The organism is Asticcacaulis sp. AC466 (assembly GCF_000495815.1).
GTDB lineage: Bacteria > Pseudomonadota > Alphaproteobacteria > Caulobacterales > Caulobacteraceae > Asticcacaulis.
On the sequence record NZ_AWGE01000001.1, the window covers coordinates 731,692 to 749,393 of the forward strand.

Annotated in this window: 20 protein-coding genes; 13 read left to right on the plus strand and 7 right to left on the minus strand. The window is 60.3% G+C overall.

From position 1 onward, the window contains the following. Positions 1-20: 20 nt before the first annotated feature. Positions 21-509, plus strand: a complete 489-nt coding sequence (locus AEAC466_RS26325) for a SixA phosphatase family protein (RefSeq protein ID WP_023456729.1) — start codon at positions 21-23, stop codon at positions 507-509. After that, a complete protein-coding gene (locus AEAC466_RS26330) occupies positions 509-1,573 on the plus strand; it encodes a quinone-dependent dihydroorotate dehydrogenase (protein ID WP_023456730.1) in 1,065 nt (354 codons plus the stop codon). Before AEAC466_RS26325 ends, AEAC466_RS26330 begins: the two co-directional genes overlap by 1 nt. A 3-nt stretch (positions 1,574-1,576) precedes the next feature. Here the strand turns inward: AEAC466_RS26330 and AEAC466_RS26335 are convergent, their stop codons facing one another. The 5 genes from AEAC466_RS26335 to flgF all read right to left on the minus strand — a co-directional run bounded on the left by AEAC466_RS26335 (position 1,577) and on the right by flgF (position 5,982). Beyond that, complete coding sequence (locus tag AEAC466_RS26335; protein WP_023456731.1) at positions 1,577-2,884, minus strand: O-antigen ligase family protein; 1,308 nt, start codon at positions 2,882-2,884, stop codon at positions 1,577-1,579. Between the two features lie 108 nt (positions 2,885-2,992). Then, on the minus strand, positions 2,993-3,727 hold the full coding sequence (flgH, locus tag AEAC466_RS26340; RefSeq protein ID WP_023456732.1) for a flagellar basal body L-ring protein FlgH: 735 nt from the start codon (positions 3,725-3,727) through the stop codon (positions 2,993-2,995). Positions 3,728-3,778: 51 nt separating this feature from the next. Continuing rightward, entirely contained in the window at positions 3,779-4,414 is a 636-nt protein-coding gene (locus AEAC466_RS26345) for a flagella basal body P-ring formation protein FlgA (RefSeq protein ID WP_023456733.1), read from the minus strand. Positions 4,415-4,417: 3 nt separating this feature from the next. Further along, complete coding sequence (gene flgG / locus AEAC466_RS26350) at positions 4,418-5,212, minus strand: flagellar basal-body rod protein FlgG (RefSeq protein ID WP_031238181.1); 795 nt, start codon at positions 5,210-5,212, stop codon at positions 4,418-4,420. A gap of 20 nt (positions 5,213-5,232) precedes the next feature. Then, positions 5,233-5,982, minus strand: coding sequence for a flagellar basal-body rod protein FlgF (gene flgF / locus AEAC466_RS26355; protein ID WP_023456735.1), 750 nt, complete (start codon positions 5,980-5,982; stop codon positions 5,233-5,235). Positions 5,983-6,302: 320 nt separating this feature from the next. Between flgF and AEAC466_RS26360 the strand changes: the two genes are divergently transcribed. The 8 genes from AEAC466_RS26360 to AEAC466_RS26395 all read left to right on the plus strand — a co-directional run bounded on the left by AEAC466_RS26360 (position 6,303) and on the right by AEAC466_RS26395 (position 14,904). Beyond that, on the plus strand, positions 6,303-6,968 hold the full coding sequence (locus AEAC466_RS26360; protein ID WP_031238182.1) for a flagellar basal body-associated FliL family protein: 666 nt from the start codon (positions 6,303-6,305) through the stop codon (positions 6,966-6,968). 1 nt (position 6,969) lies between these two features. Then, a complete protein-coding gene (fliM, locus tag AEAC466_RS26365) occupies positions 6,970-8,151 on the plus strand; it encodes a flagellar motor switch protein FliM (RefSeq protein WP_023456737.1) in 1,182 nt (393 codons plus the stop codon). Between the two features lie 8 nt (positions 8,152-8,159). Then, positions 8,160-8,870 carry a DUF6468 domain-containing protein gene (locus AEAC466_RS43585; protein WP_023456738.1) on the plus strand — a complete coding sequence of 237 codons (711 nt, stop codon included), beginning with the start codon at positions 8,160-8,162 and terminating at the stop codon, positions 8,868-8,870. A 72-nt stretch (positions 8,871-8,942) separates the two neighbouring features. Next, positions 8,943-9,848 (plus strand): MotE family protein, encoded by a 906-nt coding sequence (locus AEAC466_RS26375; protein ID WP_023456739.1) that lies wholly within the window; start codon positions 8,943-8,945, stop codon positions 9,846-9,848. A gap of 107 nt (positions 9,849-9,955) precedes the next feature. Then, positions 9,956-10,408 (plus strand): EF-hand domain-containing protein, encoded by a 453-nt coding sequence (locus AEAC466_RS26380; protein WP_023456740.1) that lies wholly within the window; start codon positions 9,956-9,958, stop codon positions 10,406-10,408. Positions 10,409-10,520: 112 nt separating this feature from the next. Beyond that, positions 10,521-13,589: a hypothetical protein gene (locus AEAC466_RS26385; protein ID WP_031238184.1), complete on the plus strand. Its 3,069-nt coding sequence runs from the start codon at positions 10,521-10,523 to the stop codon at positions 13,587-13,589. 139 nt (positions 13,590-13,728) lie between these two features. Continuing rightward, the gene (locus AEAC466_RS26390; protein ID WP_023456742.1) at positions 13,729-13,992 is read left to right on the plus strand and encodes a hypothetical protein; all 264 of its coding nucleotides are present in this window, start codon (positions 13,729-13,731) and stop codon (positions 13,990-13,992) included. Positions 13,993-14,028: 36 nt separating this feature from the next. Next, positions 14,029-14,904 (plus strand): SPFH domain-containing protein, encoded by an 876-nt coding sequence (locus tag AEAC466_RS26395; protein WP_081714529.1) that lies wholly within the window; start codon positions 14,029-14,031, stop codon positions 14,902-14,904. 81 nt (positions 14,905-14,985) lie between these two features. Here the strand turns inward: AEAC466_RS26395 and fliP are convergent, their stop codons facing one another. Both fliP and AEAC466_RS26405 read right to left on the minus strand, forming a co-directional pair. After that, a complete protein-coding gene (gene fliP / locus AEAC466_RS26400; RefSeq protein WP_023456744.1) occupies positions 14,986-15,744 on the minus strand; it encodes a flagellar type III secretion system pore protein FliP in 759 nt (252 codons plus the stop codon). A 58-nt stretch (positions 15,745-15,802) separates the two neighbouring features. Then, positions 15,803-16,132: a FliO/MopB family protein gene (locus AEAC466_RS26405; RefSeq protein ID WP_023456745.1), complete on the minus strand. Its 330-nt coding sequence runs from the start codon at positions 16,130-16,132 to the stop codon at positions 15,803-15,805. Positions 16,133-16,268: 136 nt separating this feature from the next. Here AEAC466_RS26405 and flgB point away from each other — a divergent pair, with 136 nt between their 5' ends. The 3 genes from flgB to AEAC466_RS26420 are packed head-to-tail and all read left to right on the plus strand — an operon-like array spanning position 16,269 to position 17,457. After that, a complete protein-coding gene (gene flgB, locus AEAC466_RS26410) occupies positions 16,269-16,682 on the plus strand; it encodes a flagellar basal body rod protein FlgB (protein WP_023456746.1) in 414 nt (137 codons plus the stop codon). 12 nt (positions 16,683-16,694) lie between these two features. After that, the gene (gene flgC / locus AEAC466_RS26415; RefSeq protein WP_031238186.1) at positions 16,695-17,123 is read left to right on the plus strand and encodes a flagellar basal body rod protein FlgC; all 429 of its coding nucleotides are present in this window, start codon (positions 16,695-16,697) and stop codon (positions 17,121-17,123) included. 22 nt (positions 17,124-17,145) lie between these two features. Next, a complete protein-coding gene (locus AEAC466_RS26420; RefSeq protein ID WP_023456748.1) occupies positions 17,146-17,457 on the plus strand; it encodes a flagellar hook-basal body complex protein FliE in 312 nt (103 codons plus the stop codon). Positions 17,458-17,702 lie beyond the last annotated feature (245 nt).

Consider the following 17,702-nt stretch of genomic DNA (forward strand, 5'->3'; position numbering starts at 1 on the left):
TTCTGAGCATAGCAAGAGGCATGAAACAGCTTATCATCATGCGCCATGCCAAGGCGGAAAAAGACGCAGACTCCGGCGAGGATTTCGACCGCGTGCTGGCGCCGCGCGGACGCGAAGAAGCGCAACATGTGGCCCGCGCCCTGCAGGCATACGGCTTGAAACCCGATTTCGCCCTGGTTTCCGCCGCCGCGCGGACCCAAGGCACGTTCGAAGAGGTCAAGAGCGTACTCGGCGATATCCCGGCCCTGATCTCGGACGACTTTTACAATGCCGGATCGGAGGCGCTGCGCCAGGCGATCGAGCGTCACGAAGACGAGGGTCAATGCCTTCTGGTCGTCGCGCACAATCCGGGCGTCCAGTATCTTGTGGCGGAATATCTGTTCGAAGGCGCCGCCGGACCGGAAATCACCGACAAGGTGCGCGGCAACTACCCGACCGCTACGGCGACCGTGTTCGAGGTCGATGTCGCAGGCCGCCCCGTCTATGACGGCATTTACCTGGCCAAGTGATGTATAAACTCGCCACCCGCGCCCTGCATCTTCTGGCTGCCGAAGAGGCGCACAATCTGACGATTAAGCTCCTTAAGTTGGGATTGGGGCCAGTGTCGTCTTTACAAACGCCGGAACTGGCGGTGGACGTGTCGTTCGATGGTGGCGTTCTGCGGTTTGCGAACTGTGTCGGGCTAGCGGCGGGTTTCGACAAGAACGCCGAAGTGCCGCTCGCCATGGTGCGCGCCGGTTTTGGCTTTGCCGAATGTGGTACGGTGACGCCCCTGCCGCAGGTTGGCAATCCGAAGCCGCGCCTGTTCCGCCTGACCGAAGACGCAGCGGTCATAAATCGCATGGGCTTCAACAATGCCGGGCTGGACATTTTTGCCGGGCATCTGGAACACATCAATGCGCATCGCAACGGCGCGGTCGTCGGGCTGAACATCGGCGCCAACAAGGATGCGACCGACCGCATGGCCGACTACATCACTGGTCTTAAACGGTTATGGGGACTGGGCAGCTATTTCACTATCAACATCTCATCGCCCAATACGCCGGGCCTGCGCGCGCTTCAGGGCAAGTCGCATCTTGATGACCTGCTGGCCCAGATCGCCGAAACCCGTTCAGCCCTGATGAAGGCAACGGATGTCAACTGCCCCATCTTTCTCAAAATCGCGCCGGACCTGAGTGACGGGGAGATCGAGGATACGGTGTCTTCCACCATAGATCATGCCTTGGACGGGTTGATCGTGTCCAACACCACCTTGTCGCGCGAAGGGCTCAAATCGCCATATGCCGGTGAATCCGGCGGTTTGTCGGGGGCGCCGCTGTTCGAATTGTCGACGCGGGCGTTGAAGGTGGCCGCCACGGCGGCGGCTGGCCGCCTGACCCTGATCGGCGCGGGCGGTATCGCATCGGGGGCACAGGCCTACGCCAAGATCCGGGCGGGGGCGAGCCTTGTGCAACTCTATTCGGCCATGGTCTATCACGGGCCGGGACTCGCCGATGCGGTGCGCCGCGACCTTGTCATGCGTCTAAAGGCCGACGGTTTCCGCTCGGTCTCGGAGGCGGTGGGGCAGGCCTAAAGCCTATTCCTCGACCGCATTGGCGGTCAGTCGCGCCAGAGCGCAGACGAACAAAGCCCATATCAGGGAATTTTGAGACAGGATAAAGCTTTCCGACAGGATCAGGAAACTGAAGAGCATCAGGATCAGCACGGAGAAAAAGCCGTCCCTGACCCTGGCAAAGCGGAACAGAGCGCAGAAAAAGCCGGCGGCCAGCACGAAGCCGAACAGGGCGACACCGATCCAGCCCAACTGAATCAGCAGGTCCAGCCAGCCATTATGCGCCGATGGCACCTCCCAATGGGTTTCGGCCCGCACCACCGCCGCCGGTACGGAATCCGGCGTCCAGAAGGCCTTGTAACCATAGCCCAGCCATGGATGCTTATCGGACAAACGCATCAGCGAGGCCCATATTTCGGTGCGTCCAGTCAGCGTCGGGTCCTTACCCAGCAGTTTCAGGATCTGGTCGGGCATGATGTAGAAGAGCGCCGCACCGGTCATGGCGGCGGTGGCGGCCAGCCAGGTAAAGATGATGCTCAACACGCCGCCCCGTTGCAGTGCCAGCAGTAGGGGAATGGCGGCGGCGCTGCCCATGCAGGCGAGCAGCGAGGTTTTAGACCGTGACAGCACGACCAGCAGGAAGATCATGACGGCGACGCCGATCCATGCCTTGCGGCGTTCTGGCGCCACATAAGCCGAAGCGCAGGCGGCGATAAAGCCCAGAACCATCATGGCCGCCATCTGGTTCTTCTCGTACCACAGGCCTTTCCAGGCTCCGGCATTGATGTCGGTGTGGATGCCTAGGCTGGGAACGGCGATACAAACGAAATAGGATCCGATGGCCAAAACGGCGAAGCTGCCTGCGACGATCTGGACCAGGTCTTCGCCGCGCCAGCGGCTTGCCAGGTAGAGGCCGAACAGGGTGGTGAAGGCGAGGGCGATGGTGCGGCGAATGGTTATGTCGGGCGCAATCGACCAGTAGTTGGAGGCAAAGCACAGCCCGACCAGAAGCCCGGTCATGAACAGGCCAGGCAGGATGCGCATCAAGCGGGTGGCCCGTATGGCAACCAGGGCCACGGTAACGGCATAGACCGGCAGCCACATGACGCGAAGAATGGCGGAATCGCTTTCCGACACGCCGGTCACGTCGTTCTGCGGGGCGAAGACCGGGCCGATCAAGGCATTTGAAAACATCAGAATGCAGAAGACCGTCAGGGCCAACTCGGCATAGATGAGCCACAGGGCCAGGCCCTCCGGCCCGGTCTTCGCGCGCACGTCGGCGGTTTCGCGGCGCGCGAAATCGGCAGAACGGGCAGATGAGCGTGCGGACATGGGACCTGGGGGCAGCGGTTCCGGTCTGGAACCGCTGCCAGTCTAGGCCAAAAGTCTCAAAATTGAGTCAAAGCCTGTCAAGACGTAGGCGCTCACAATTTTCCGGCTTTAGAACGGGGAATATTTTTCCATAAGGGCCTGCGCGGCGGGCGGACCCTGCATGTTGGTGATGTCGCCGCGACCACCGTAAGAGATGCGCGCTTCGGCCAGTTGCGTATGACGGATGGTATTGGTCGACGAAATGTCTTCCGGACGGGCAATGCCGGCTACGGTCAGAACCCGCACTTCGCGGTTGGTACGCACTTCCTGTGTCCCCTGGATGACCAGATTGCCGTTCGGCAGCACGCCGGTGACCGTTGCGGCGATGGTGACGGAAATTTTTTCCGCCCGTTTCACGGTGCCGGCGCCGTTCGACGTCGAAGACGACGAATCGGCCAGCGCCTTGGCAGGATTGTAGGCATTGGGGAGAATTTTGCCGAGTGACGATTCTATACCCAGAATGGTCGGGGTGGCGGCGTTGAAGTTGTTCGTGCGTGAACGGTCCGTTGTATTACTGGTTTGGGCCGAATCGTCGATCTCGACCTGTACGGTCAGGATATCGCCGACACCGCGGGCGCGCTGATCGTTGAAAAAGGTTCGCGCGCCGACACGCCATAGTGAGTTCGACGATGCGGGCGCGTTGTTTTGCTGAGGATAAATCACGGGCTGCTGTTGCGGAACCAGCGCCGCCGGATAGGACATGGCGCTCAGTTGCGGTCCGGCGACGGTGTCGTGGATCGATCCGCAACCGGACAAGGCGGTCAGGGCAGCGAGAGCAGCGGTGGCGAGAACAATCTGTTTCATGACGGGACCTTAAGTACTGACTTTGGCTTCAACGCCCTGTTGGAAAAGGGCTTAACGCGAAGAAACCAGGGTTTGACTGCGAATCTGTAGGGCGGCCTGGCCAGCGACCGCCGTGCCGGGACCGGTAATCACTGCATCGATAAGCTTCTTGGACGTGGGGTTCATGATCTGGACCGCATCGCCAATGCCGGCATCTTTTTGCACCTGGCCAGACAGGGTCAGGCTGAGTCCGTTTTGCGTCCAGGTGACGGCGACCATTTCGGAACGCCTGACAACGATCGGGCCGGCCGGACCGGCGACGGGGGCCTGAACGCCCCAGCCCGCGTAGTTTTGCGCGCCCGTAATGGCCGTGCGTTGCGGCGTGGGCGTGGAGGATGTTTCGGGGCCGGCAGCGACGATGATTCTGCGCAGACCGCGGGGATTGTCCCAGACCACGCCGTTGCGCGCAGCGATCTGCTGCACGACGGCGGCGTCAAGTACGGCCGTGGCATCCTGGCGGTAGCCGAGCACGACACCGGACGCCGCACCGGCATTTTCGAACACATCCCCCAATGTGATGCGGCCATCGCCGTCGGTGACGCTGGACTTGAGCACCAGATATTGCGGTGCGGTCTGGGCAGCTGCGGTCTGGACGTGTCCAGCTAAGGGGGCGAACAGCAAGGTGGCGAAGAGCAATACGCGTTTCATGACTTAGCCTCTGGCCAGTTGGCTGGTGGTTTGCAGCATTTCGTCAGCGGTGGTTATGACCTTGGAGTTCATCTCGTAGGCGCGCTGAGCCACGATCAGCGCGGTGATTTCCGAGACCGCGTCGACGTTCGACGATTCGGTGTAGTTCTGAAGGATCGTGCCAAAGCCGACATCGCCGGGCGTAGACACATTGGGGGCGCCCGATGCGCCTGACTGCATGAACAGATTGTCGCCCTGAGCGTCGAGGCCGGCTTCGTTATAGAAGGTGGCCAACTGGAGCTGGCCCACCACCACAGGCGGGGCCGATGAGCCGAGCGTCGTCACCTGGACCTGGCCGGTCTTGGAGATGGTGACGTTGGTCGAGCCCTGCGGTATATTGATGTTGGGCTGGACCAGATAGCCTTCGGTGGTGACCAGTCGGCCCTGGTCATCGACCTCGAAATTGCCGGCGCGGGTATAGGCGGTTTCGCCGGATGGCAATAAGACCTGGAAATAGCCCTTGCCCTGGATTGTCATGTCGTAAGGGTTGCCGGTCAAGGTTGGCGTGCCCTGTTCCATGATGCGATAAACCGCCGCGGTGCGCACACCCGAACCGATCTGAATACCCGTTGGGACGACCGTGCCAGACGCTGAGGACTGGGACCCCATCCGCTCGATGTTCTGATAGAGCAGGTCTTGGAATTCGGCACGCTGCTTCTTGAAGCCGACGGTATTCATGTTGGCGATGTTGTTGGAGATGACTTCAACGTTCATCTGCTGGGCGGCCATGCCCGTTGTAGCGGTTCTTAATGCACGCATTTTTGACTAAATTCCTTACCTTAAGCCACGCGGCCGAGGCGCTCTACGGCGCTTCGGTTCAATTGGCTGTTCTGGTCGATAATGGCGGAGAGCGTGGAATAGGCACGGTTGATGCGCACCAGATTGGTGATTTCAACCATCGGATTGACGTTGGACGATTCAAGGAACCCTTGCTGAATGCGCGCATCGACGGCAGGGATGGCGGCAGCATTGCTGGTCAGGCTGAAGGTGCCGTCGCCGTTTTTTTGCAGATCGCTCATATTGGCGATGCTGACCACATTAAGTTTGCCGACGCGTTCGGTTTGGCCTTGTGACATCTGAGAAATGATGCCGTCCGCCGAAATGGTCGGCTCACCTTTCTTTGGGTCGAGCACGATCGGACCGCCGTCGCCCTGGACGACATAGCCCTGCTGCGTCATCAAGGTGCCGTCGGCCCCCAGCGTAAAGGCGCCGTTACGCGTATAGGCCTCGCCCTTAGGTGTGTTGACGACGAAGAAGGTGCCGTCACCGTTAAGCGCAACATCGTAGGGTGCGCCTGTCTGATTGAGCGTGCCTTGCGTGAAATTACGCCCAACGCCGTTGTCATAGGCAAAATTGGCCGGTGTACGAATCGGCATATTGACGGCCGGCGCGCCCGGTTCGGCATTAACCAGCAGTTCCTCGAACTTGTAGCCCGTCGTATTCATGTTGGCGAGGTTGTTGGCGCTGATATCCAGCTCTCTTTGCAGGGTGATCTGACGCGACAAGGCGACGTAATTGGTATTTTCCATGTCCGCATGTCCTGCAAGAGGGTTGATCCGCGGTCACCGCGTCATTGCGTTAACCATGTTTTCGAACGTGCAAGCGCCGTGCCAGAGGTTGATGATTTCGATAAATGATTGAAATTAAAAGAATTGTGCAGTTTTGAGCTAAAAACGGGCTGCGCGATACCGGCAAAAAATGCCGCCCTGACCGGCCTTAACAAGCAATCGTTAACCATGTTTGAGCATAGTGGCGTTAATGCCTTACGTCAGGCGGTTAGGGTTTGTTTAAGAGTTGGGCCTAAACTCCAGGTATCCGGCTTCACGTTTGTTTTTAGCGGGTGGGCATTTTGGCCAAGAAAGAAAAGAAACCTAAGGACGCGGAAGCGCCTCCGGTTGACGGTGCCGAGGGCGGCGAAGGCGACGCCCCGGCGAAAAAGAAATTTCCCTTGCTGATCGTTATCATCGCTGCAGCTGTGCTGCTGCTGGGCGGGGGCGGTGCTGCGGCCTATTTCCTGTTCCTCAAACCGAAGCCGCCTGTCGAGGCAGGCAAGGACGGCGCGCACGGCGATGCCAAGAAGGAAGAGAAAGGCGGCCACGGCGAAAAGAAGGACGCCAAGAAGGACAAGAAGAAGGAAGGCGGCGAACATGGCGGCGGTGCGGAAAAGGTCGATCCCGCGACGCAGCCGGTCATCACCGAAGGGCCCAATGGCACGACCTATTTCGCCATGCCGACGACGGTCGCCAATATTCAGTCGCCGGACGGCCGCGCCTCCTACCTCAAGCTCAAAATGACCTTCGAATGTGCTGACCAGGACACGGTAGACGCCCTCAATGAAAACATGCCCCGCATAAATGACGTGCTCCAGGGCTTCATTCGTGAACTGCGCCCCGACGACCTGAGCGGCTCGGAAGGCAATTACCAGCTGCGCCTGGAAATCCTTCGTCGCATCAATCTGGTATTGGCGCCGCACAAGGTCAATGCCGTTCTAATCACCGAGATGCTGGTAACCTGACATGGCCGCGGATGAAGTAGATCAGGAAGCCATGATGGCGGCTTGGGAGGCGGAACTCGCCGCCGAAGCCGATGCGGCCACCGGTGGTGGTGGTGGTGGCGGTGGCGGGGACGGCGGAGATCTGGCGGCCGAGTGGGAAGCCATGGTCGGCGGTGGCGGGGGAATGGGCGAGCGTTTCAATATGCCCGCCGGCGCCGAACGCATCCTCAATCAGGATGAAATCGACAGCCTGCTCGGCTTCGACCTGTCGGAAGACGATTACAATGAACGTTCGGGCATCCGGGCGATCATCAATTCGGCGATGGTGTCCTACGAACGCCTGCCAATGCTGGAAATCGTCTTCGACCGTCTGGTTCGCCTGATGACGACGTCCTTGCGTAACTTCACCTCAGACAACGTCGAAGTGTCGCTCGACAATATTTCATCGATCCGGTTCGGCGATTACCTAAACTCCATCCCTCTGCCTGCTATCCTGGCCGTGTTTCGCGCCGAAGAATTGGACAATTACGGCCTGCTCACGGTCGATTCCAACCTGATCTATTCTATCGTCGATGTGCTCCTGGGCGGGCGTCGTGGTACGGCGGCGCTGCGTATCGAAGGCCGTCCCTATACCACCATCGAACGCGTTCTGGTCCAGCGCATGGTCGAGGTCATCCTGAACGATGCCCGTGCCGCCTTCGAACCCCTGACACCCGTCAACTTCAATCTGGATCGCCTGGAAACCAATCCGCGCTTCGCCGCCATCGCGCGGCCGGCCAATGCCGCCATCCTGGTCAAGCTGCGCATCGACATGGAAGATCGCGGCGGGCGCGTCGAGCTTCTGCTGCCCTATGCCACGCTGGAACCGATCCGCAAGATGCTGCTCCAGCAGTTCATGGGGGAAAAGTTCGGCCGCGACAATATCTGGGAAAGCCATTTGGCGACCGAATTGTGGACGACCCAGATGGAAGTGCGCGCCGTTCTGGATGAACAGCAGATTCCCTTGTCCAAAGTGTTGAATTTACAGGTCGGACAAACCATCATGCTCAACGCCAATGGCGATTCTCCGGTGCAGTTGAAATGCGGCAATATCCCGCTGACCATCGGCCGCATGGGGCGCAAGGGACATTCGATCGCGGTGCGCGTCGACAGCCCGCTGGCGGCGTCAACAAAACGGCGCCTGACGCAGTTGCCGAAGAAGTAGGGCGGGGTATGGACGTAAACCTGGTTATGAACGGTATCCTGATGGTGCTTCTGGTCACCGTCCTGTGGTATGGCGTGGGGCTTAACAAGCGCCTCAAGGCCCTGCGCGCCGCTCATGAAGGGTTTGCCAAGGCGGTTGGCGAACTGGACGACGCTGCGATCCGGGCACACACTGCGCTTAAGGAACTGCGGGCCAATGCCGACGATTCGCAGGAGCTGCTGCACGGCCGTATTCTGGCCGCCCGCGATGTCCTGCAAAAGCTCGACCTTCAGGTGACGCGCGCCGAACGGGTGCAAAAGGACATCGACAAGGGCCTGGCCAGTTTCGAAACCCTGCGCGCTCAGCCGGCCCCGCGAACAGACGCACGGCCAGAATCGCGCCCCGAAACGACACGCCCCGAAGTTATCCGGCCCGCCCACTACGAACCGACGCGTGAAGCGGCGCCGGCACGGCATCCGTTCCTCAACGACATGGTTCGGCCGCGGGAAAGCCGACCCAAGGACGTTCCCCTCAATCAGACGCCCTATGCGCGAAAAGGGCGGAGCCTGTTGCCCGATATTCCGCCGCAAGATGACAGCGAAATGGTCGATGCCGTCCAGATGTCGGAACTGGTTGTCGCCAATCTCAACGAAATGATTCGCACGCTCAACCTGCCGACACGGCAGGTTATGTCCGTTGAGGACGATCTGTTCGGCGGCAATGCGCCAAAGAACCGATAAGACGTGAAATAAATAATCCGTCGCCATATCCTGAACCGGAGATGGCCGTGGCTTTTGTGAAAGAGTTTTTGAATGGCCTTGCCTCGACTTTTGCCGCTTGTCGCCGTCGCCGTGACCGGTGTTTTGGCTCTGAAGGTGATCACCAGCCTCGACGTCATGCCGGATCTGTTCCACCAGAATGAGGCCGTCGCCGCGGAAAAGAAGGCCGCGCCTGAAAAGCCGGCAAAAAAGGCCAAGGCGGGTGCTGCGGGTGAGGTGACCAAGTCGGATGATCCCACGCAAAGCTACGGCGTCGATCCTACCGTGATGGCGGCCGACGCCGCGTCGCAGGCCAAGGATGCGGCCGCTACGGCGCCGGCCGCGCCGATATGCGCCACCAGCGTCGAACAGTTGGCGCAACAGGCTGGCATGTCGCCGAGCGAACTGACCATTCTGCAAAGCCTGCGGACGCGCAGCGCGCAACTCGATCAGCGCGAACAACAACTGAATTCGCGCGGCCAACTCGTCCAGGCCGCCGATTCCAAGCTGGACGCGCGCATCGCCCAGCTGTCCGACCTGAAAAATCAAATTCAGGCCCTCCTGGACCAGGCGACAAAGGTCTCGGATGACGACACCAATCGTCTGGTTGCCGTCTATTCGGCCATGAAGCCCAAGGATGCGGCCGCGGTCCTTACGACCATGAGCGATGAGGTTCGCCTGCCGATCGCCGCGAAAATGAAGGACCGCGCTCTGGCCGCCGTCCTGGGCGCTATGACGCCAGATGCGGCCCGCGACCTTACTGAAAAGTTGGCCAAGCGCATGCAGCGCGCCGACGGTTTGCAGCAGCAGTTGAATAAGGCCACGGCCGGTGGTCCGTCCGCTGCCGGAGCGCCGCCGACCACTGCGAACGCCAATGCCAATGCTAAGGCACCTGCCAAGCCGGGCGCCGCTACGCCCGCCGCTAAACCCGCTCAGCCCCCGGTTCCGGCGAAGAAGTAGGCCTCGCCGCCTGTGGAAAAAATGATCGATGCGGCGACGGAAGCGATGGCCTGACAACGTACAAGTGAAGGAACAGCTGGGTCGGCACACAGAGAGACAGGCAACACATGTCACGCATTTCTCGTTTTTCTTCCGCGCTCATTGCGGGCGTTTTCGCCCTTACGGCCATCGCCGCCCACGCCCAAACCGGAGAGGGGCGCGGCGGTCGTGGTGGTATGCTGGAGCGCTATGACACTGACAAAGACGGCAAGGTCAGTCTGGCTGAGTACGAAGCCGGCCGGCAAAACCAGTTCCGCCGTATCGATACCGATGGCAATGGGGCGCTTTCCTTCGCCGAAATCGACGCAGCGGGTGCCGAAGCGGCTCAGCGCGGAGGCGGCATGGCGCAGATGATGCAGCAGCGTCTGGCGGCACTGAAGGCAGCCGATACAAATGGCGACAGCAGCGTTTCGGCTGCGGAATACAAGGCCTATGTCGATGCGGCCTTCAAGGCGCTGGACAAGAATAATGACGGCTTCGTTACGGCAGATGAATTCCAGGCGGCAATGCCAGGACGCTAAAGCGCGGCTTCGGCGCGAAGTGAGCTACTGCTTTGCTCATTTCGCTTCGATCCGGCATAATCTGGTTTCGCGTTAACTGTGGTTAAACTCCGTTCAGGCAAGTTAACGCTTGATGAGTCGAGATCGTAAACCGTCTGTTAACAGCACCGAACCGCCCGTGCGGCCGATGGACCGTGCCCGGATGTTGCTCGATACGCCAAAGGCAGCCAAACGGTCGTTGAATCTTTCTTTGCGAACCTCGGCAATCGTCGCCGTCACCGTCGGGATGGGCATGGCGGGCCTGGCCTTCGGTGATCCAGCCCTGATCCCTCAGATAGCGCCGCGGTCGGAAATCGACATTCGGGTTGGCCGCAACAAACAGTCCGGGCGGGTGGAAATTTATGGTGCGATCGGGTCGCGTGCTTCGGTCCGCCGTGACAATGGACAGGTCGTCGTACGATTACCCGGGCAGATGCGGCCCGACCTGGGCGACATTCGCGCCAATCCGCCTGCCGGCGTCAAGTCGGTCGATCTCAAATCGGATGCCCGCGCCAGCGAACTGTGGCTTACCATAGCCGATGGCTTCGAAACCCATTTCGGGCGGGAAGACGGTGCGGTCTTCGTGCAGATCGATCCAAAGGCTGTCGACGACCAAAGGCCCGATGACGGCAAGAGCGATGGCAAGGTCGTCGTCAATTTGCAGGATCTCGCCAAGGACGCGCCGAAGCCGGCATCCAAGCCCACAGACCTCGCAAACCCGTCGCGTGTCAATCGCGCACCCACTGCCCCGGTCGTGGCGCTCGATGTCGCCAGCGTCGATGGCGGCGTGGATATTTCCTTTCCGTTTGAGGGACCGGCTGCGGCGGCCATATTCCGGCGCGGCGACTCCGTGTGGGTCGTCTTCGACCAAGAGGTAGACCTGCGCCTGCCTGGCAACCTGAAAGACGGTATGATCATTCAGGATGCCCAATGGACACGCAATGACGGTTTCACGGCTTTGCGCCTGAAAGCGCCCACGGCCGGTTCGCTGTCCGCCGTCAACGATGGGCTGGTCTGGTGTGTACGTGTTGGCGGCAAACCGTTTGACGGGCATGTCGCAGAAGTCAATGTCGTCCGCGACGATTCGAGCGGCGTTCCGGGGCTGAACATAAACCTGGCCGGTGCCACACGTGTCGCGTGGATACGCGATCCGTCGGTTGGCGATCGCATGGCGATTGTGCCCGCCCGCGGCCCGATCAAGAACCTGTCCACCTCGCGCACGACGCTGGAGGCCACTCTGGCATCGACCGCGCAGGGCGCGGCGATTGTGCACATGACGCCGGATGTCAAGGTCAAGGTCGATGGCGACCTGATTGAGATTTCGCGGCCTGGCGGACTTACACTGTCCAAATCCGGCAGTGGCCTGTCGCCCTCGGACGCGGCTCTGGCCTACAAGAATGCCCTCTACCCAGGCCTGATGAATCCGGACTGGTCGGCCACGCCGCCGGAAGGCTTCCTCTCGCGCTATAATGCTTTGCAGGCGGCAGCGGCCGACGAAGGCAATCTCGGTTCGGCGGCGCCGACCAAGGCCCGCCTGGCGCTGGCTCGCTTCCTTGTTGGACAAGGGCTGAACTACGAAGCCCAAGGCGTACTCGATCTGCTGGTCAAGACCAGCCCGCGCGGTCAGGATGACCCGCAGGTGCGCGGCCTGCGCGTTCTCGCGCGCATGCTGACGGGACGGTTTGCTGCCGCCACGGGTGATCTGGCGTCTTCGCAATTGATCAATGATCCCGCATCGCGGCTCTGGTCGGGCTATTCGGAAATGAAGGCGGGCCGTTATGCCGACGCCGTAAAGGACTTTAAATTTGGCCTGAGGGCATTGGACCAGTTTCCGCTGGAATGGCGAGCCCGGATCGGCAGCGCCTATGCGTTCGCCGCCTTGCAACAAAACGATCTGGTGACGGCCCAGGCCATGATCACCTACGCTATCGGCCAGGCGCAGAGCTCGCTCGACAAACTCGGCGCCTATCTGGTCGATGCTCAGATCATCGAAGCCCAAGGGGACAAGGCGCGGGCCCTGAAAGTATATCAGGCAGTCGCTCGCGCATCGGACGACGGTATCGCGACGCCGGCAGCCATGCATGCGGCCGTGTTGGCCTACGATCTGAAGAAGGCCACATCCGCCCAGACTCTGGCCGCCCTCGACAGCCTGCGGTTCCGTTGGCGCGGTGACGACACCGAATTGCAATTGATCGGCAGTATGGGCCAGATCTATCTCAGCGAAGGCCGCTACCGCGAAGCGCTTATGGTCATGAAGAGCGGCGGTCAGTCGTTCGCCGGCCAGCCACAAGCGACGCAGATCCAGGCGTCGATGAACCAGACCTTCCGCGCCCTGTTCCTTGGCGGCATGGCCGACGGCCTGCAGCCGATCGAAGCCCTGGCGCTGTTCAACGATTTCAAAAAGGACCTGACGCCCATTGGCGCCGACGGCGACGAAATGGTGCGTCGCATCGTACGCCGTCTGGTTGATGTCGATCTGCTGGACCAGGCCGCCGAGCTGCTGGATTACCAGGTAAATCACCGGCTGGATGGCGTCGCCAGATCATCGGTCGCCTCGGATCTGGCGGCCATCTACCTGATGAACCATAATCCGCAGAAGGCTTTGCAGGCCTTGTGGAATACCCGCACGACGCTTCTGCCCAAGGCGGTCATGGCGGAGCGGCGGATTTTGGAAGCGCGGGCGCTCAATGAACTGAACGAACCGGACAAGGCGCTTGATGTGTTGAGCAGTGACAACTCGCCGGACGCCGACGATGTGCGCGCCGATGTGTACTGGAACAAGCAGGACTATGCCCGGGCCGGGGCCATATTGGAACGTCGGCTAGGAGATATATGGAAAAAGGGTGGGCCCTTGGCGCAAGGCGATGAAGGCCGGCTGATCCGCGCCGCCGTTGCCTACAGCCTGCAAAAGGACCAGCCGTCTCTGACGCGTCTGTCTACGCGTTTCGGCAAGTTCGCCGATACGGCGTCGGCGCCGGACGCCGTGCGGGTCGCCTTGGCCCCGCTCGACGGCGGTACATTGAGCGCCAAGGATTTCGCGGCGTCGGCGGCGGCCAATGACAGCTTTGCCGGCTGGGTATCCGGTATGAAGAAGAAGTTCCGCCAAAAGGATGATGCTGCCGCCAAGGCGGCGAGCGCTGTACCTCCGGCCAAGACCGCCTGATTTGCCAGCCTCACTGGGCCGCCTCATTGGGCCCGCTCGTGGTCACGTTTACGTGACCTGTGTCGTGTTTCGCTTTATGGCTTTCGAGGCGCCATGTAATATATCTGCGTTCCCAAGTGATATGGGGGAACGCTGCTAAATGAAGGATCGAGAGCTTAAGTTAAAAAGGCACAGCCGCAAGCACACTGCGCGGCATCAAAATTCCGGTGAAGAGGTCTGGCTTGTCAAAACCTGTACCCAACCGCCCGAAGTCGAAATCTCGGCACCAGCCCATATTTGCTTTACTCGCGATCAAGCCCCCGAAACCAAGACGATTTTGACCTTCCTAAAGGAAGGCGCGCGGTTGCTTGCCGATAGCTTCATCACCCTCAACAACGAAAGGTCGGGGGACTGCGCCGCGTAAAGTTCAGGCCGCAGACCGCGAAACAAGCACATGGTTATGAACAATATCCGCCCCAACGGGGTATCCATTCCGGGCCGTCTCAAGGTCCTCGGGTCGGCTGCCGTAGTCGGCGTCATTCTGCTGGGCACGCTTGTGTCCTGCGGTCAGACGATCCAGCCGGGTAATGTCGGCGTCAAGATCCGCACGCTCGGACCCAATGCCGGTGTCGACAAGACGCCGCTGCCGTCGGGCTGGCACATCAACCTGCCGGGCGAACGTATCGCGGAATTCCCGGTCATACAGCGCACCTATACGTACACGCGTGAAAAGGACGAGCGCGGCCCGGAGAACGAGGAGGTCACCTTCTCGGACAATAATGCCCTGCCGATGACGGCCGATGTGCAACTGGTCATGCGCATCGATCCATCGAAGGCGCCGGCGCTGTATACACGTTATCGCCTGACCTTCGACCAGTTGTTCGAAGGTCCGATCCGTAACGACGTCCGCTCTGCCATTGCGGCTGAAACCGAACTGGTCAGCGTCGAATATCTCTATCGCGGCGGCCGCCAGCAGGTGATCCAGAAGGCGCTGGCGCGGGTCAACCGCAAGTGGGAGGCGCAGGGCGTCAACATTAGCCAGCTCGACTGGATCGGCACGATCCGCTACCCGCAGGTGATCCTCGATTCGATCCAGGCCAAGACTAAGGCAGACGCCGACGCCTCCGCGGCCCAGGCGCAGGTGGCGGTCGCCAAGGCCCAGGCCGACGCTCAGATCGAACAGGCGCGCGGTCAGGCGGAGGCGAACCGATTGCTAGCCCAATCCGTCGCCTCGTCCCCGGAGGTGGTGAAACTGCGCGCCATTGAAAAGTGGGACGGCCATCTGCCGACAACGACGGGCGGCGCGGTGCCTTTCATCGACGTCGGCAATCGCTAAGGTACGCGTGAACATAGAAGACGCTCTGGGCGAAGGCCCGGAGCGTCTTTAAATTTAAAACAAGGGGCGCTTTTAGCCGGGCTACCCTCCGCCGGTGATCACGGGATGGAAGCTGCGGACGAGTGAACCCGCAACGAGTTGCCAGCCGTCAACCAGCACGAAGAAGATCAGCTTGAAGGGCAGGGAAATGACGGCGGGCGGCAGCATCATCATGCCCATCGACATCAGCACCGATGCCACGACCAAATCGATGACGAGGAAGGGCAGGAACAGGTAGAAGCCGATCTCGAACGCCTTTTTCAGTTCTGAAATCATGAAGGCGGGCGTGACGATGCGCACCGGCAACTCCATGCGGTCCTTCGGCATTTCGACCTTTGACAGGTTGGCGAACAGGGCCAGGTCCTTGGCATCGACCTGGGCCAGCATAAAGGCTTTCACCGGTTGCGAGGCCGCATCGAAGGCCTGCGGCAACTCCATTTCCTGATCCATCAGCGGGCGTATACCGGCGGAATAGGCGGCCTCGTAGGTCGGCGCCATGACAATGGCCGACAGGAAGAGGGCCAGTGAGATAATGACGGCGTTGGGCGGACTTTGTTGCAGACCGAGCGCCGTCCGCAACAGGGACAGCACCACCACGATGCGGATGAAGGAGGTCGACATGATGACGATCGACGGCGCCAGCGACAGCACCGTCATCAGGCCGATCAGTTGCACCACGCGCGCCGACAGCGATCCGCCTTTGCCAAGGTCCACGTTTAGCGACTGCGCCACCGCGGCATAGGGGAAGATCATCATCGTGAAGCCGAAGATGAAGGTGCACAGGACGATGAGGTTCATCATCTTGGCATTTCTTGAGGCGCTTACAGGCTCTGGTGTCTTCGCGTCGGCGGGTGCCGGCTTAGAACAGGTCATCGTTCGGGTCATTGTTCGGGGCCACCGGGATACGCGGTTCAATATGTCTGGCCGGGGAGCGGCCCGGTGAATCAAGTTCGCGGCCTTCGCCAAGCAGGATCAGGCGTTCCTGATCGTCGAGGCGTACCAGAACCAGGCGGCGCGCCGGATCGAGTACCAGGGTTTCGACTACGGTCAACCGGCGGGCGCCGCGCTGGGCCTGCATCCTGGCCATCAGGGCCGGTGCATACCGCCGCAGCACATAGGCCAGGCCCATGATCAGGCCGATCACTATAGCCAGTGCGAATACCGCCTTCAGGGTACTTAAGATATCCATTTCGTCCTTTTGCGCCGATCCCGGTTAACGCCGCGTTTACTTAAAGCCTTCGTTAACCAAAAGGTGGGCATAATTTGCCCCATATGCGCGAAGTCTTTCATTAGGTTGAGTCGCGCGAATTGGGAAAGGGTAGGTCATGGCCGCTCAGGATATCGGTTTCATGTCGGCGCTGACGTCGCGTATGCACTGGTTGAACGATCGTCAGAAGGTGGTGGCGCAAAATGTCGCCAATGCCTCGACACCGGGATTTAAGCCGCACGACCTCACGCCGCAGGATTTCAGCGCCCTGATGGCGGGCGAAAATTCCGGCGGTGGGCTAGGCTTGACCCTGACCAGCGCCATGCACATGGCGCCCGAAGGCGGCGCTTCCGCCCGCAGCAACGAAGTGGTGTCGCTCGATTCCGAAACCACCATGGACGGCAACAGTGTCGTGCTGGAAGAGCAGATGCTGAAAATGGCCGAAAGCCGGACCCAGTTTCAGGCAGCGGTATCCTTCTATGAAAAGTCCCTGTCTATGGTGCGGATGGCCGCCCGGGCGCCGGGCAAGTAGGCGAGGTAGAAAATGATCAATAATAACAAACCTCCGATACAATCCAGCCAGACAATGGCCGTCGCGGCCAGCGCGCTCAAGGCGCAGCAGGCGCGTATGCGCGTCATTGCCGAAAACATCGCTAATGCCGATTCGACGGGTAAGACGGCAGGCGCCGATCCGTATCGCCGCCAAACCCCGGTCTTCACGTCTGCGAAAGTGGATGGCGCGACCGGCGTAAAGCTGGCGGCTGTGACGCCGGACATGAAGCCGTTCCAGTCAGTGTACGACCCAAGCCATCCGGCAGCCGACGCTCAAGGCTACGTCAAGAAGCCGAACGTCGATCCGCTGATTGAAACCATGGACATGCGTGAGGCCCAGCGGGCCTATGAAGCCAACATCAATGTCATCGAAACCTCCCGCTCCATGACGCAAAAGGTGCTGGACATATTGCAGAAGTAGCTGGCCGAGAAAGACCTGAACCATGGACCCGTTATCCGCCGCTCGCGCCTATGGCGCCGCCGTAAAGCAGATGCAGAACGCCACGCGTCAAACCGACGAGGGGCAGGCCGTCAGTGCGCCCGACTTCGGCAAGATGCTTCAGGGTGCGCTCGAGCAGACGATGAAAACGACGCAAGGCGCCGAGGACATGATGGTCCAGCAGCAGCAGGGCAAGGTTGAACTGATCGACGCTGTGACCGCCGTGGCCAGCGCTGAAACCTCCTTGCAGAGCGTCATTGCCATCCGTGACCAGGTGATCAGCGCCTACCAGGAAATCATGCGGATGCCGATCTGAAAATCGCGGTCTTTGGCCGAAGTGTTGCGCAGTCTACGCTTGCAGGTACGTAAGCGTACCTGCGGCGCTTGCCGGCTACCACTCTACTCAAATCTCACGATTTTCACCCATATCAACACAATGGGTTATTGCGAATGCCGGTCGGGATGCGGGCCGGATTGACGGTGTTTTGTTGTTCTCAACGAAGAAAACTCTGGCGGCGGCCCTCAGAATCTCTCCATAGCTTAAGCCGAAATTAACCGTTC

Bases quoted from the DNA above. Each gene is read 5' to 3' on its own strand.
- AEAC466_RS26325 (WP_023456729.1), top strand. From the start codon at position 21: ATGAAACAGCTTATCATCATGCGCCATGCCAAGGCGGAAAAAGACGCA.
- AEAC466_RS43585 (WP_023456738.1), top strand. From the start codon at position 8,160: ATGGACGTAAACCTGGTTATGAACGGTATCCTGATGGTGCTTCTGGTC.
- flgF (WP_023456735.1), bottom strand. From the start codon at position 5,982: ATGGAAAATACCAATTACGTCGCCTTGTCGCGTCAGATCACCCTGCAA.
- AEAC466_RS26335 (WP_023456731.1), bottom strand. From the start codon at position 2,884: ATGTCCGCACGCTCATCTGCCCGTTCTGCCGATTTCGCGCGCCGCGAA.
- AEAC466_RS26405 (WP_023456745.1), bottom strand. From the start codon at position 16,132: ATGGATATCTTAAGTACCCTGAAGGCGGTATTCGCACTGGCTATAGTG.
- AEAC466_RS26380 (WP_023456740.1), top strand. From the start codon at position 9,956: ATGTCACGCATTTCTCGTTTTTCTTCCGCGCTCATTGCGGGCGTTTTC.
- AEAC466_RS26375 (WP_023456739.1), top strand. From the start codon at position 8,943: ATGGCCTTGCCTCGACTTTTGCCGCTTGTCGCCGTCGCCGTGACCGGT.
- flgB (WP_023456746.1), top strand. From the start codon at position 16,269: ATGGCCGCTCAGGATATCGGTTTCATGTCGGCGCTGACGTCGCGTATG.
- AEAC466_RS26345 (WP_023456733.1), bottom strand. From the start codon at position 4,414: ATGAAACGCGTATTGCTCTTCGCCACCTTGCTGTTCGCCCCCTTAGCT.
- flgG (WP_031238181.1), bottom strand. From the start codon at position 5,212: ATGCGTGCATTAAGAACCGCTACAACGGGCATGGCCGCCCAGCAGATG.
- AEAC466_RS26420 (WP_023456748.1), top strand. From the start codon at position 17,146: ATGGACCCGTTATCCGCCGCTCGCGCCTATGGCGCCGCCGTAAAGCAG.
- AEAC466_RS26395 (WP_081714529.1), top strand. From the start codon at position 14,029: ATGAACAATATCCGCCCCAACGGGGTATCCATTCCGGGCCGTCTCAAG.
- flgC (WP_031238186.1), top strand. From the start codon at position 16,695: ATGATCAATAATAACAAACCTCCGATACAATCCAGCCAGACAATGGCC.
- fliP (WP_023456744.1), bottom strand. From the start codon at position 15,744: ATGATGAACCTCATCGTCCTGTGCACCTTCATCTTCGGCTTCACGATG.
- AEAC466_RS26385 (WP_031238184.1), top strand. From the start codon at position 10,521: ATGAGTCGAGATCGTAAACCGTCTGTTAACAGCACCGAACCGCCCGTG.
- fliM (WP_023456737.1), top strand. From the start codon at position 6,970: ATGGCCGCGGATGAAGTAGATCAGGAAGCCATGATGGCGGCTTGGGAG.
- AEAC466_RS26390 (WP_023456742.1), top strand. From the start codon at position 13,729: ATGAAGGATCGAGAGCTTAAGTTAAAAAGGCACAGCCGCAAGCACACT.
- flgH (WP_023456732.1), bottom strand. From the start codon at position 3,727: ATGAAACAGATTGTTCTCGCCACCGCTGCTCTCGCTGCCCTGACCGCC.
- AEAC466_RS26330 (WP_023456730.1), top strand. From the start codon at position 509: ATGTATAAACTCGCCACCCGCGCCCTGCATCTTCTGGCTGCCGAAGAG.